Here is a 12262-nt window from a genome sequence, read left to right as displayed (position 1 = left end):
GCCTCACCCCACCTTCTCGATCAGAGCCCGGCGGATGAGGAACTTGCCGGGCTCACGGACCTGTTCGAAGGCCGCGTTGTTGAGCAGGGCGCAACTGCCGGAGACCGAGGTCACCTCGACGGTCGTGGACTTGTTGTTGTCCAGGTTGGTGACCTTGAGCTTGGTTCCGGCCGGGAACTGGTTGCTCGACGCGGCCGGGGCGCCGGCCTCGCCGGACAGGGTGACCGTCGAACCGTTGCAGACCTGGCGGCCGGAGGCGGCGCCGCCGTTTCCCGCGTTGCCGTTGCCGCCGCCGTTTCCGGCGTTGTTCCCGGCGTTCCCCGCGGGGGCGGAGGCCGCCTGCGAGGGCTGGGCCGCCTGCGCCCCGCCTGCCTGTGCCCCGCCTGCCTGGGAGCCGCCCGTCTGGGAGTCCTGAGCCGACTCCCCGACGGCGCACCCGGACGCCTTCTGCTGGACCTTGATCTGCGCGATGACGGCCTCGCGGTTGGCGATCCGGGCCGCGGACTGCGCGTCCGGGGCGGCCCGCTGGCCGTCGATGAACTTCTGGTTGTTGCCGAGAGCGGTGGCGAGTCCCTGACAGACCGTCGAGTTCGACGCCGACAGCGGCGTCGCGTTCTGCGGTGTCTGGGCGGCGTTCGAGGTGTTCGCCATCACAAAGGCCCCGGCGCCCGCGACCGCTGCTGCGCTGACGAGCAGCGCGATCTTCTTCTTCGTGCCGACACTTCTCCTGCGCGACATGCGCGCCTCCTGAGAGATAGGGGTGCGTACGCCGCTATGTACGAGATACCGAACGAGGCTGCTCAGTGGTCACGGGGGTGTTTGAGAGTGACGTGCGTCACGGTGTCGACTCCCGCCGTGCGAAGGGCCGTCGGCCGCCCGGCAGTGCTCAGCGGGACAGGGCGTCCCGTACGGCCTCGTCCGTGCGGGCCACGAGTGCGGTGCCGTCGTCGGCGGTGATGATCGGGCGCTGGATGAGCCTGGGGTGGGCGGCCAGGGCGCCGATCCAGCGTCCGCGCGTGCTCGCGTCCCGCGCCCAGTCCTTCAGGCCGAGCTCCCCGGCCGCGGGCTCCTGGGTGCGGGCGATGTCCCACGGCTCCAGGCCGAGACGGTCCAGCACCTCGCTGATCTCGTCCTCGCTCGGCACGTCCTCCAGGTAGCGGCGGACGGTGTAGTCGGCGCCCTCGGCGTCGAGGAGTGTGAGGGCGCTGCGGCACTTGGAACAGGCGGGGTTGATCCAGATCTCCATGCCCGTCACGGTAGCTCGAAAATGGCTCCAAAGCCCATGTGATCAGGGGCTTTTGTCAGTGGGGAACAGTAGAATAGAAGCAGTGTTCGAGGGTCCGCCGGAGGTGCCGGGGCGGGCCCTGACCGCGACAGGAGGATGCCTGTGCCCGCTGCCGCACTGAAGCCGAAGCCGTCCGCGACCCAGTCCACCGCGAAGCGTTCCGTCCAGCTCGACCTGCCCTGCGCGCCCGTCGAGAAGCGGCCGTTGCCGCCCGGGCGGCCCCGCGAGTGGTACGTCACGCACAACCGTCGTCTCAAGGCGATGCGTCTCGCCATCGCGCTGCTCGACCTCGGCGTCTACATGCCGAACCAGGCCCGCAACGAGAAGATCCGCAGCACGGCGCAGCTGATCGGCGTTCACCCGCCGTCGGACACGACGTGCCACATGGTGCGGGCCCTGATGCGCTACAGCCGGTGACCCGGTGACCCGGTGACCCGGTGACCCGGTGACCCGGTGACCCGGTGACCCGGTGACCCGGTGAGCGGGGTGCCGGGCGTCGTCGTGGAGGCGGCGCCCGGCACCGCCTTTCCCACGAAGGCGCGCCTCAGCTCACCAACTCCTTCTCCAGCGGCGTCCGGAACCTCGGCGTCACCCGGGTCGGGCCGAGCCAGGCCCCGAGTCGCTCCGCCTCCGCGTCGATCGCCGTCCGCGCCTCGCTGCCCATGCCCTCCGCGTCCAGGACCCGCCACACGATCTCCCCGTCGGCGCGCTGGGCCCAACTCCCCACCACCCGGCCGTCCCACCACACCGTCGGCCCCACGTTGCCGCTGTAGTCGAACAGCGCGGGGCGCAGCTCCGGGGCGAGATACCAGTCCCGGCCCTGCCAGCCCATCGCCGTCGGGTCCAGCGCCGGCAGCAGGGCCGCCCACGGGCCCTCGGGGACGGGCGCGGGATCCACGTCGCCGTCGACGACATGGCCCGTGCCCTCGTCGAGGGTCACCGCCCGCGCCCCGATCGCCGTCAGCGCCCGCCGTACCTCCGTCACCCGCCAGCCCGTCCACCACTTCAGGTCGGTCTCCGTGGCCGGGCCGCACACCGTCAGCCAGCGCCGCAGCAGCTCCGACTGGGCCTGGGCCGGGGGGAGTTCGGGGTGCTCGGGGGCGAGGGCCCAGCGGAACAGGCTGGACGTCCATGAGCCCAGCGGGCGGCCTCTGACCACCTTGCCCTCCACGCCCAGCACCTTCAGCAGCCGGGTCACGACGGTGTGGACGCCCTCGTAGGGCTTCCCGGCCGCGTACACGAACCGCTCCCGCAGGCGCGGCTCCTCGCGGGCCAGTTCGGCGGCCGTGGCCTGCCCGAGCCGGGCCAGGGCGGCCAGCGCCGACTCCTCGACCTCCTTCAGCCAGACCGCGTCCGGGGCGCCGGCCTTCGCCATGTCCTTCACCAGGGCGGCCCGCTCGCGCGCGGCCACCGCCAGTCCGGTCGAGGCGTGCACGACGGCCGTCGACTCCGTCGGGAACACGAAGACCGTGTGCCGCATGCCGTGCATCCGCACGAGGCTCCGGTCCGTGTACAGCGCCCGGTCCGTCTCCGGCACGGTCGCGGTCGGATCCGCGAGGCGGGCGCCGACCGCCAGATAGACCGTCGCCGGGTCGGTCCCGTGCAGGGCCACCAACGCGTCGGCCACCGCCTCGGGCGTCGCGGCCCGCGCCTCGGGGGCGAGCCGGTGCCGCAGGGCCAGCCTGGCCCGGCGCTCCGCCCCGTCGATGTACCGCTGTCCGTCGCCCATCCCGGCCTCCACCCTCCCTCGCCCCGTCACGTTCCGCCGTCCGGCCTTCCGTCCGGCCCGGCGTCTCGTCGTCCGTCACCCGTCCCTGACCGCATCCTCCCCGACACCACTGACAATCGCCCCGGCGACCGGCGACCGGCGACCGGCGAGCCCGAGAGCGGCCCCGGCGGCCGACTCTCCGCAAGCCGCCGGTTCCTGCCGTCGCGTGTCACCCGTTCGGTGTATCCGGCGTGCGGACCTCCCCGCTGCGGCCTTCACTGCGAACAGAAGCCCGGCGAGGTTCTGGGACGGGAGGCGGACGTGGTGCGAAGGCGACGCGGATGACCACCCCCGCCGAGCGTGCCCGGCGCGGCAAGGCGGCCCGCAGGCGCGTCCCCAGGTCCGCGCACGCCTCCTGGCTCCCGTCCGTCGACCGGGCGGACCCCGTCGCCGTGCTGGAGCGGCAGGGCCGGGACCGGCTGCCCGAGCTGCTGCCCGTCCGCTACGGCAGGATGGCCGCCTCGCCCTTCGCCTTCCTGCGGGGCTCGGCCGCCGTCATGGCCGCCGATCTGGCGTCGCAGCCGCACACCGGGCTGACCGTGCAACTGTGCGGTGACGCCCACCTGTTGAACTTCGGGGTGTACGTCTCACCGGAGCGGACCCTGCTCTTCGACCTCGACGACTTCGACGAGACGTTCCCCGGTCCCTTCGAGTGGGACGTCAAACGGCTCGCCGTCTCCGTCGCCGTGGCGGCCCGCGAGAACGGTCACCCCGAGACCAGGGTGCACCGCGCGGTCCTGGAGGCCGTCGCCGCCTATCGCCGAGCCATGCGACGGCTGGCCCGGCTGGGCGAACTCGCCGTCTGGCACGAACGCATCGACGCCGACCGCCTGCTGCCCCTCGTGCGCTCCGCGCGACGCCGCGGCCGGGCCGAGGCCAGCCTCACCCGTGCCCGCCGCCGCACCAGCCTCCCACCGCTCGGCAAGCTCACCGAGGTCGTCGACGGACGCCGCCGCATCGTCCACGACCCGCCGCTGCTCGAACCCGCCGGCGCCTCCGACGGCGCCGCCCTGCGCAAGATCTTCTGCGACTACCGGTCGACCCTCAACGACGAGCGCCGCCTGCTGCTGGACCGCTACCGCTTCGTCGACGCCGCCCGCAAGGTCGTCGGCGTCGGCAGCGTCGGCACCCGCTGCTTCGTCGTGCTGCTCGCCGGCCGTGACGCCGGGGACCCGCTCTTCCTGCAGATCAAGGAGGCCCGTGCGTCCGTCCTGGAGGCGCATCTGCCCAGCGGGACCTCCGTCCACCCCGGCCGTCGCGTCGTCGCCGGACAGCGGCTGCTGCAGGCCGGCGGCGACGTCTTCCTGGGCTGGATGACCGGGCCGCAGGGCCGCGCCTTCTACTGGCGTCAGCTGCGCGACGTCGAGGGCTCCGCAGACGTCGCCGGGATGACCCCGGCCGACCTCCTGGCGTACGCCCGGCTGTGCGGGACCGCGCTGGCCCGCGCCCACGCGCGGTCCGGCGACCGCCTGGCCATCGCCGGGTACCTGGGCGGGGCCGACACCTTCGAGCGCGCCGTCGCCGAGTTCGCCCTGGCCTACGCCGCGCAGACCGCCGCCGACCACTCGGTCCTGGGCACGGCGATCGCGGCAGGCGTGGTGAGGGCCGCGCCGGGGATCTGACCCCCGCGCGCCGCCGAGGAAAATGGGATGCACGGTGAGTGACCGTTTCCCTACCCTGGAGACGTCGAGCCGCCCCCACCGCAACGCTCAGTAACCGTCCGTCCCTGCCCAGGGAGGAGGCACGCCATGGGCACCGTCGTTCTCTCCGGGGCCGTCGTCCTGGTGGTCCTGGGATTCGGAAACCCGCTGTACTGGCTCGCCGCCGTCGCCGTGCTCTTCCTGTACGTGCGGTACGGGACCGGGACGTCGACGCCGTCGTCGCCGTCGGCCGGGCCCGCTCCGACCGCGGCGCCCGCGCCGACCTCGTACAAGGCCTACCGCCGGCGCCGTGACACGCAGGCCAGGTGGGAGCGCCGCTACCGTCGCGAGCGCCCCCTGGAGTCCCGCCGTCAGGAGCGCGAGCGCGGCAGGTAAGGCCGGCCGCACGGGCCGGGGCGCCCTAGAGGCCGGGGGCGCCCCACACCGGGAACCAGCGGCTCAGGTCCTGTTCGATCCGCAGGTCGCCGGCGAGAGCGGCCTTCACCTGCAACTCCAGCGCGTTGTCGCGCCGTTGCCCCGCGCCGGGCAACGGCGCGAACGGGTAGAACGAACCGCGCTTGTACAGATACACGAGCCCCAGGCGCCGCCCGGCGGAGCCGCCTTCCGCCTCGTCTCCGGCACTGCCTGCGGCCCCTTCCTCGAACCCGGCCAGGGAGCACAGCAGCTGCGGCCCAAAACCGTTGACCTCCATGGCGCTGTTCACCGCGTGCAGGTCGTTGACCAGCGCCGACAGCTCGTCGGGCGCGCGGTGCGAGACGAGCCAGGAGTAGCCGTAGCCGTCCCGCACGAGCCGTACCGGAGGGCCGGTGCGCTCGGTGTCGGCGTCGAGGAGCGCCTGGACCTCGCGGTGCGTCTGCTCGAACGCCGAGCCCTCGACGGTGGCGAAACACACGGCGCCCTGCCCGGTCGGGGTGAACCCGGCCGCCGCCTCCAGCGTCACCGCCGCCGAAGGCAGCGCGAAGAGCTGATCGAGGTCCGGGACGACCGGCTTCGTCCGGCCGAGGAGGATGTCCAGCAGCCCCATCCCGTTCAGCCGGCCTTCCCGGGCGTGGCGGCCTCGCCCAGCTCGGCGGAGATCCGCCCCAGCTGGTCGAGGCGCTGTTCCAGGCTCGGGTGGGTCGAGAAGAAGCGCTCGATGCCGGGCTCCCTGCCGGTGGCCGGCGTGAAGTAGAACGCGTTGAAGGCCTGCGCGGTGCGCAGGTCCTCGGTCGGGATGCGGGCGATGTCGCCGGACACCTTCGCCAGCGCGGACGCCAGCGCCGAGGGACGTCCGGTCAGCAGTGCGGCGGCGCGGTCGGCGGCCAGCTCCCGGTACCGCGACAGGGCCCTGATCAGCAGGAAGCTGAGCGCGTACACGGCGGCCGACACTCCCATCACGGCGGCGAAGACGGCGGCGGTGTTCTGGTCCCGGCGGCCGCCGCCGAACACCTGCGAGTAGAACGCGAACCGCACGATCAGCCCCGCGATCACGCCCAGGAACGAGGCGACGGTGATCACGGCCACGTCCTTGTGCGCCACGTGCGACAGCTCGTGCGCGAGCACGCCCTCCAGCTCGGCCGGCTCCAGCCGGCGCAGCAGCCCCGTCGTCACGCACACCACGGCGTTCTGGGGGTTGCGCCCGGTGGCGAACGCGTTGGGCATGTCCATGGTCGAGACGGCGACGACCGGCTTGGGCATGTCCGACAGGGCGCACAGCCGGTCCACGACGGCGTGCAGCTCGGGATACTCCTCCCGCTCCACGACCCGGCCGCGCATCGCGAACAGGGCGATCCGGTCGGAGAACCAGAACTGCGCCACGAACAGGGCGCCGATCAGCGCCACGACCAGCAACCAGGACTTCAGCAACACGATCAGCGCGACGACGAACGCCACGTACAGCAGTCCGAGCAGGAACAAGGTGACCGTCATCCGCACGGTCAGTCCCCGGTCGCTCCGGAAACGGCTCCGCATCTGCACCACCCCGCAGTCAGGCACTCGCCCCCATGCCAGTGTGCACCCGGGCCCGCCATGGACGGATCCGGATAGCCCCAGTGGAGAGCAAAGGAATGCCCTGGTCCCGGAACGCCGCCCTACGACGACGCCCCCGCCTCCTGACGAACAGGAGACGGGGGCGTCGCTGCGGGCCCGCGGGCCCGGCCCGGTCACACGTCGAAGAAGTGACGTTCTGGCTCGGCTACCTCGGTGGATTAGATGCACTGCCTTCCTGACCAGCAATGGTGCTGTTGTTGTCTGTCGTCGGTGGTCGTTGTAGGCCCCCTTGGGACGGCCCACAGACGGCCCAGCTTCGTTACCTTGGCAGACCCCGCTCGTGCGCAAGTACGAGGACCCCGAGGCGAAGGCGGCAGTCCAGCGGGTTCCCCACACCCCTATCACCTGCGCTCTCTCATAAAGAGGATCCTGCCGGGGGATGAATGGGGGAAGGTCTAAACATGCCACCCGACTTGGAAGCTTCTACGGCCCCCGCCGGGGCACCGGAGTCCCACCAGCTCGACTTCCCACCCGTCCGCAACGGAATCGACTACCTCGTCAGCGTCGTCGACCACCTCACCAGGAGTGAGGTCGGCCCTCGGGAGATCAAGTACGCGGTGCTCCACCTGCAGGCCGCCACCGAGGTGCTACTTAAAGCCCGACTCGTGCGTGAGCACTGGAGCCTGGTCTTCGACAGCCCCAGCGAGGCCACGGACCGGGCCTTCCGCTCCGGCGACTTCAAGAGCTGCACCATCAACGAAGCTGTCACCCGACTGCGCAACATCGCCGGCGTCCACATCACCAACAAGGAGCTGGATGCCCTCAAGGACCTCGGCCGCGACCGCAACGCCTTGCAGCACTACGGCCTGACCCACAACGCCCGCGCTCTCGAGGCCCGCGCCGGCCGGGTTCTCGACTTCCTCGTCCGCTTCCTCGACGACGCCCTCCTCCCAGACTTCGACCAGGAAGAGCGGAACAGCATCGGCGCGGACATGGTCCAGGTCCGTAACGGGCTGGACGGAGTCCATACTTTCATCACTCAACGCAGACGACGGCTACGCGGGGAACTGAAAGGCCTCGAGAGCCGCACCACGGAGTGCGATCAGTGCCACGAGATGGCCCTGGTCACCGATGGAGAAACTGTCCAGTGCCACTTCTGCGGCCACACCTGGGTCGCCCTCACTCCATGGATCATGGAGCTTTATACGAGGGACAAAGGCCACCCTGAACGCTGTCCAGAGTGCGAGGCGCAGACCATGGTCCCTGGCGTCCGTCTCGCCAGCGAGTCCGTCCCAGTGCGGTTTTGCTTCAGCTGCACAGCCCGTGTCTCCAGCCCTCCGGCAGAGCCGATCGAGCCCTCTCGGTAACAACGGCGCCCGTCGAACGGCAGTCTCACCGCGAACGGTACAAGCAGAGGCCTGAGCGTGGGCGTGGCACAAGCGGGAGCTGGGTCTCCAGACTGCCGGATACGAAGCGTTTCGGAGTGGGTACCTCTAGTTAGGGAGCAATGCGTCCCCCGCGTGGGGTGGCACTGTCAGTCCGTGGCGTTAGTTTGAGGACATGATCGCCATCCTTGCTACGACCGGTGGTACGCCTTCACCCTCCGAGGGAGTCTCAGCACCAACCGCAACCATCATCAGCGCCGTCATCGCTTTCGTCACTGCCGGGATCGTGAGCCTGGTGACTAATGCCTTGACGCACAAGAGAGAACGAAACGCCTACCGGCGGGAGCTAAACCTTAAGCGACTCAATGAACTTTATGGCCCTGTGAAGCTCCTCCTAGACCAGAACAAAGTGCTGTCTGCTCAGCTGAAGGAAGGCAGACCCGAGGCTTGGCACATCCTTGATCATGTGAATGAGATCAGAGGGGATGTTGACGATAAGGCAATCGTTGATCAAATTCTGGCCATTGACAAGAAAATTGCAAATATCCTCGAGGAAAAGTCCGGCCTCTGCCTGATCCCGATCCCTGACAGCTTCTCCAAGTTTCTCGGTCATTACAGCATGTTGTCTCGCGCCTTCGCCGGCCAGAGCATCGTACGCAACTCGTCTTATGAGTATTTCCCTAAGCAGTTCGAAGCCGACGTCCTGGGAGGCTACAACCTCCTGGCAGCGAAGCTCAAGAAAGAGAGCGGGGAATGACTACCTCAGTGGCTATGAGCAGTCAACGCACTGGCACCGCGGACACCCCATGTACCTTTTGCCGCATAGTCCGTAGTGGCGCAAGGGACGTCCGTGATTTCGGCACGATGGTGGCTTTCCTGGACGCGTACCCTGTATCCGAGGGCCACTTTCTGGTTGTACCCAAAAGGCACCTGGCGGACTACTTCGAACTCAACGATGCCGAGCAGAGTGACAGCGTTAGAGCTCTGCGCGATCTTCGGGTGACTCTCCTGGAGGCCGATTCCAACATCACTGGTTTCAATGTTGGCGTCAATTGTGGGGTGACTGCTGGACAAACAGTCGAGCATGCTCACATTCATCTGATTCCACGGAGGCGGGGTGACACTCCAGACCCGCGCGGCGGGGTCAGGGGCGTTATTCCTGCGAAGATGTCTTACTAGCCGCAGCCTCCGGGGAAGCCGAGCGCTTTCCCTCTGGGCTCTCGTTGTTTAAGGTGGGTGCTCAGACCTCACTCCCCGACATATCGGCCGTGGTTAGGGCCATGCGGCCGTCGCCATCCGTCTGATACGCGATGCAATGGTCAGTCGTTGACTTGCCTTGGAGTTAGGGCTCCGAGCTGGAACGTGTGCGATCGGTGCCACGCGTAGTACTGCTCACGTTCTGGCGACCACCAGTCAATAGAGCGGCCCGTGAGGTGTTCGTCTATGTACTTGGCTACGGCCGGAGCGGACGCTGCGACAGGGCTAGCCATGAGTTGTCCCCCCTCCTCGACGGCGACGAAGCCGTGTTCGAAAAGGCTGTCGCAGCCGAGTAGGCACGCGAGCATGGCCACGTTGTTCAGGTCCCATCGCTCCTCCTCGCTGCACGCGGCGCGCTTCTTAATATGTGCAGCAACAAGGAAGGCTCGTGGAAGCGTACGTCCGCAGAGAGCGCACTCGCCCTCTGCCCCAGGGAGAAGGGTCTTCTTGAGGCGCCCTTGCTCTGCCCGGCGTTGAGCCTCCGCGACCGCATCCGAGGGGCCGAGAGGAGGTGTCGCGGGCTCCCCGGGGCTCTGGGGCGGCATTCCATGGATGCCGTCCTCGTATCCCACCAGGTCCGTGAGGATTGCCGCGTCCGTCTCGCCTAGTGCAACGAAGCCTTGGATGTTGCGGTTGGGCTTCCAGCTCAGTAGGGAGCGAATCTCCTCCATCGGGAAGTTGATGCCCCGTACGCTGGTGAGGGCGTACATGTACTCCCACGTCTGCTCCGTCCGGTCATCAACGCCCCACAAGCGCTGAGCAAGAGCAGGGTTATGCCACGCTAGAGCGACTGTGCCGACGAGGTACAGGCGCTTGTTGCCAGAGAAGAAGACGACGTCTCCAGCCTGCATCTTGCGAATCTGAGGCAGATTGGCCCCGCCGATGCCCGGCGTGACCCCCCACAATTGCGCCTCACCAGCGGGGAAGAGATCACTCAGCGTTTGCAAGACCATGGGATCAAACAGATCGGCGTGGCTCGCCAGATCGACTGGTTGCAGGATGGTGTCCTCGTAGTGTTCCCGAACGGCCGGCCGCTTCAGACTCGCTGGCTGCGCGAAGACGGTCATGCTGAGTCTCCCCCTTGTTCTGGTCCCGTTGTAGCCAACGGTGCTGCATGCAACTGTGGTTGATAGGTCTATCACCACGTACTGACAGAAAGTCACCTCAGGGCCGATCACGTCGACGAGCAGACGCGCGGAGCCCTGCTCCCCTGGCCAAAGACAGCCAAGTTCACCGAGGCAGAACCCTAGAAGCAGCCGCCAACCAGGCCCCACCGCTGTGCCACGGCTGGCGGGTACCTGCAGTGATAACGTCACCTTCCCGTACTGACGAGGCCTTCAGTAACTTGCCGCCAGAGTGCGGACGCTCTCAGAACGATGAGATCAAGCGATACCAGCCTTTGGTACACCCCACGGTTGTCACTAGTCACGCCTACGCTTCCATCATGCGTAGAGGTGCGATCACACGGGCTGCTGTGCTCAAGACCATCGCCGAGTACGACCAGCTAGGTCGGTCCAAGTTCCTGGCGCGGTACGGCTTCAGCGAGGCTCGCTCGTACAACCTCCTGCACGAGGGGCGAGAGTACGACTCGAAGGCCGTTGCCGGGGTGGCCCACAAGTGGGACCACGGTCGCGCACTCCTCCCAAAGGAGTTCAGCGGCGGGAAGGACCACGCCGCGGCCTGGCTCAAGCGGGCTGGGTTCGAGATCAAGGCTGTCAAGAACCCCGACTGGGCCCGCGATGAGATCATCATGGCTTGCCACCTTGTGATGGCCAACGGGTGGAAAGGACTGAACGCCAGCGATCGTCGCGTCATCGAGCTGTCCGGCCTCCTGCAGCTCATGCCGATCCACGCTGAGACCGACCGCAACGAAAAGTTCCGCAACCCCAACGGGGTGGCCCGCAAGACGTTCGACATCGCCACGCGCCACCCGGACTACCCAGGCAAGCCCACCAACGGTGGCGCCCTCGACGCCGAGGTGTTGCATGAGTTCCTGGCCCGGCCGGCCGAGATGGCCGAGGTCGCTCAGCTGGTCCGGCACGGCATCACCGCGGGCGACCTCCAGACGCTGCCCCTAGACGATGACGAGAACCTGGACTACAGCGCGCCCGAAGGTCGGCTGCTGATGAGCCGGCACAAGCGCCGAGAGCGGAACAAGGACCTGCGGAAGAAGAAAATCGCCGCGGTTCTCAAGCAAGGCGGAGCGCTAGCCTGCGAGGCGTGCGGATTCGACTTCGAGGAAGTCTACGGTGACCGCGGCAGCGGCTACATCGAGTGCCACCACGTCGTGCCCCTGCACGAGGCTGGCGAAGGCCGGACCAAGCTCAGCGACCTCGCACTCATCTGCGCGAACTGCCACCGCATGATCCACCGCCGCGCCCCCTGGCCGACCCCGAAGGAACTGGGGAACCTCATCGAGAACCGCCGGGGCGCCGTGGCCCGCATCCCCTCCCAGCCGAGCGCAGAAGCCGCCGAGCCTGCAACCGGCCCTTTGTAGCCACCCAGGGATCGCGCTCCGTGCCCTTCGAACGGGGGAGTCACGGTCAGTTACGCTGAACCGAACACAAGAGCGGCCCCGGCCGGAATGACAGGTCAGGGGCCCTGCTCACTACCATCGCACGGAGGCAGTGGGTTCGAGCGTACGGCGGAATCGCTGCCACGACGGTCTTGAAACCAGCCGAATTCGTGCGTCTAAACAGGGCTTGACCTGCATCTTCAGGACACTGAGGCACCCTGTCCGACGCGTCTTAGCCAGAGGATGGCCGCAGGAGACCAGGCGCACTCCAACTGTCCACTCAGAACCGCGACATATCGCCTCCGCTGGTGCCCAAGATCTCGTTGCTAGGTGAGAGCTCCGGGCTTGGGCACGCAGATCCCATCGGGTGACCTGGGTTGTCGCTCAGTACGACTGTCGTTAGTAGTCGTCGCCGGTCGGCAC

General features: G+C 68.2%; 13 protein-coding genes. 7 read left to right on the top strand and 6 right to left on the bottom strand.

The genetic code is table 11. The features are described from left to right. Positions 1-3: 3 nt before the first annotated feature. Positions 4-738, bottom strand: coding sequence for an SCO2207 family protein (locus tag Sri02f_RS12725; protein ID WP_109001271.1), 735 nt, complete (start codon positions 736-738; stop codon positions 4-6). A 148-nt stretch (positions 739-886) separates the two neighbouring features. Continuing rightward, on the bottom strand, positions 887-1246 hold the full coding sequence (locus Sri02f_RS12720; protein WP_109001270.1) for an arsenate reductase family protein: 360 nt from the start codon (positions 1244-1246) through the stop codon (positions 887-889). Positions 1247-1387: 141 nt separating this feature from the next. Here Sri02f_RS12720 and Sri02f_RS12715 point away from each other — a divergent pair, with 141 nt between their 5' ends. Further along, positions 1388-1702: a hypothetical protein gene (locus tag Sri02f_RS12715; RefSeq protein ID WP_109001269.1), complete on the top strand. Its 315-nt coding sequence runs from the start codon at positions 1388-1390 to the stop codon at positions 1700-1702. Between the two features lie 127 nt (positions 1703-1829). On the opposite strand, the gene Sri02f_RS12710 is transcribed toward Sri02f_RS12715, so the two are convergent. Continuing rightward, positions 1830-3014: a winged helix DNA-binding domain-containing protein gene (locus Sri02f_RS12710; protein WP_109001268.1), complete on the bottom strand. Its 1185-nt coding sequence runs from the start codon at positions 3012-3014 to the stop codon at positions 1830-1832. A gap of 320 nt (positions 3015-3334) precedes the next feature. Between Sri02f_RS12710 and Sri02f_RS12705 the strand changes: the two genes are divergently transcribed. Beyond that, entirely contained in the window at positions 3335-4675 is a 1341-nt protein-coding gene (locus Sri02f_RS12705; RefSeq protein ID WP_109001267.1) for a DUF2252 domain-containing protein, read from the top strand. 126 nt (positions 4676-4801) lie between these two features. Then, positions 4802-5089, top strand: a complete 288-nt coding sequence (locus tag Sri02f_RS12700) for a hypothetical protein (RefSeq protein WP_109001266.1) — start codon at positions 4802-4804, stop codon at positions 5087-5089. A gap of 25 nt (positions 5090-5114) precedes the next feature. Here Sri02f_RS12700 and pspAB read toward each other — a convergent pair whose 3' ends face one another. Both pspAB and htpX read right to left on the bottom strand, forming a co-directional pair. Continuing rightward, positions 5115-5738 carry a PspA-associated protein PspAB gene (gene pspAB / locus Sri02f_RS12695; protein WP_109001265.1) on the bottom strand — a complete coding sequence of 208 codons (624 nt, stop codon included), beginning with the start codon at positions 5736-5738 and terminating at the stop codon, positions 5115-5117. A 5-nt stretch (positions 5739-5743) separates the two neighbouring features. Then, positions 5744-6664: a zinc metalloprotease HtpX gene (htpX, locus tag Sri02f_RS12690; protein WP_109001523.1), complete on the bottom strand. Its 921-nt coding sequence runs from the start codon at positions 6662-6664 to the stop codon at positions 5744-5746. A 479-nt stretch (positions 6665-7143) separates the two neighbouring features. Between htpX and Sri02f_RS12685 the strand changes: the two genes are divergently transcribed. The 3 genes from Sri02f_RS12685 (at position 7144) to Sri02f_RS44050 (ending at position 9246) form a co-directional block, all read left to right on the top strand. Continuing rightward, the gene (locus tag Sri02f_RS12685; protein ID WP_109001264.1) at positions 7144-8049 is read left to right on the top strand and encodes a hypothetical protein; all 906 of its coding nucleotides are present in this window, start codon (positions 7144-7146) and stop codon (positions 8047-8049) included. 193 nt (positions 8050-8242) lie between these two features. After that, the gene (locus Sri02f_RS41195) at positions 8243-8824 is read left to right on the top strand and encodes a hypothetical protein (RefSeq protein WP_159106703.1); all 582 of its coding nucleotides are present in this window, start codon (positions 8243-8245) and stop codon (positions 8822-8824) included. Continuing rightward, positions 8821-9246 carry an HIT family protein gene (locus tag Sri02f_RS44050; RefSeq protein WP_373865097.1) on the top strand — a complete coding sequence of 142 codons (426 nt, stop codon included), beginning with the start codon at positions 8821-8823 and terminating at the stop codon, positions 9244-9246. Before Sri02f_RS41195 ends, Sri02f_RS44050 begins: the two co-directional genes overlap by 4 nt. A 140-nt stretch (positions 9247-9386) precedes the next feature. On the opposite strand, the gene Sri02f_RS12670 is transcribed toward Sri02f_RS44050, so the two are convergent. After that, positions 9387-10391, bottom strand: a complete 1005-nt coding sequence (locus Sri02f_RS12670; RefSeq protein WP_109001261.1) for a hypothetical protein — start codon at positions 10389-10391, stop codon at positions 9387-9389. 377 nt (positions 10392-10768) lie between these two features. Here Sri02f_RS12670 and Sri02f_RS12665 point away from each other — a divergent pair, with 377 nt between their 5' ends. Then, positions 10769-11821 (top strand): HNH endonuclease, encoded by a 1053-nt coding sequence (locus Sri02f_RS12665; protein WP_109001522.1) that lies wholly within the window; start codon positions 10769-10771, stop codon positions 11819-11821. The last annotated feature ends 441 nt before the right edge of the window (positions 11822-12262 follow it).

Source organism: Streptomyces rishiriensis (assembly GCF_003112535.1).
Classification (GTDB): domain Bacteria; phylum Actinomycetota; class Actinomycetes; order Streptomycetales; family Streptomycetaceae; genus Streptomyces; species Streptomyces rishiriensis.
The sequence above is the reverse complement of the archived record's forward strand: the minus strand, read 5'-3'. Positions and strand labels throughout refer to the sequence as shown.

Excerpts from the sequence above, each read along its gene's own strand:
- Sri02f_RS12670 (WP_109001261.1), bottom strand. The coding sequence starts at position 10,391 with ATGACCGTCTTCGCGCAGCCAGCGAGTCTGAAGCGGCCGGCCGTTCGG.
- Sri02f_RS12720 (WP_109001270.1), bottom strand. The coding sequence starts at position 1,246 with ATGGAGATCTGGATCAACCCCGCCTGTTCCAAGTGCCGCAGCGCCCTC.
- pspAB (WP_109001265.1), bottom strand. The coding sequence starts at position 5,738 with ATGGGGCTGCTGGACATCCTCCTCGGCCGGACGAAGCCGGTCGTCCCG.
- Sri02f_RS41195 (WP_159106703.1), top strand. The coding sequence starts at position 8,243 with ATGATCGCCATCCTTGCTACGACCGGTGGTACGCCTTCACCCTCCGAG.
- Sri02f_RS12685 (WP_109001264.1), top strand. The coding sequence starts at position 7,144 with ATGCCACCCGACTTGGAAGCTTCTACGGCCCCCGCCGGGGCACCGGAG.
- Sri02f_RS12665 (WP_109001522.1), top strand. The coding sequence starts at position 10,769 with ATGCGTAGAGGTGCGATCACACGGGCTGCTGTGCTCAAGACCATCGCC.
- Sri02f_RS12705 (WP_109001267.1), top strand. The coding sequence starts at position 3,335 with ATGACCACCCCCGCCGAGCGTGCCCGGCGCGGCAAGGCGGCCCGCAGG.
- Sri02f_RS12700 (WP_109001266.1), top strand. The coding sequence starts at position 4,802 with ATGGGCACCGTCGTTCTCTCCGGGGCCGTCGTCCTGGTGGTCCTGGGA.
- htpX (WP_109001523.1), bottom strand. The coding sequence starts at position 6,664 with ATGCGGAGCCGTTTCCGGAGCGACCGGGGACTGACCGTGCGGATGACG.
- Sri02f_RS12725 (WP_109001271.1), bottom strand. The coding sequence starts at position 738 with ATGTCGCGCAGGAGAAGTGTCGGCACGAAGAAGAAGATCGCGCTGCTC.
- Sri02f_RS44050 (WP_373865097.1), top strand. The coding sequence starts at position 8,821 with ATGACTACCTCAGTGGCTATGAGCAGTCAACGCACTGGCACCGCGGAC.
- Sri02f_RS12710 (WP_109001268.1), bottom strand. The coding sequence starts at position 3,014 with ATGGGCGACGGACAGCGGTACATCGACGGGGCGGAGCGCCGGGCCAGG.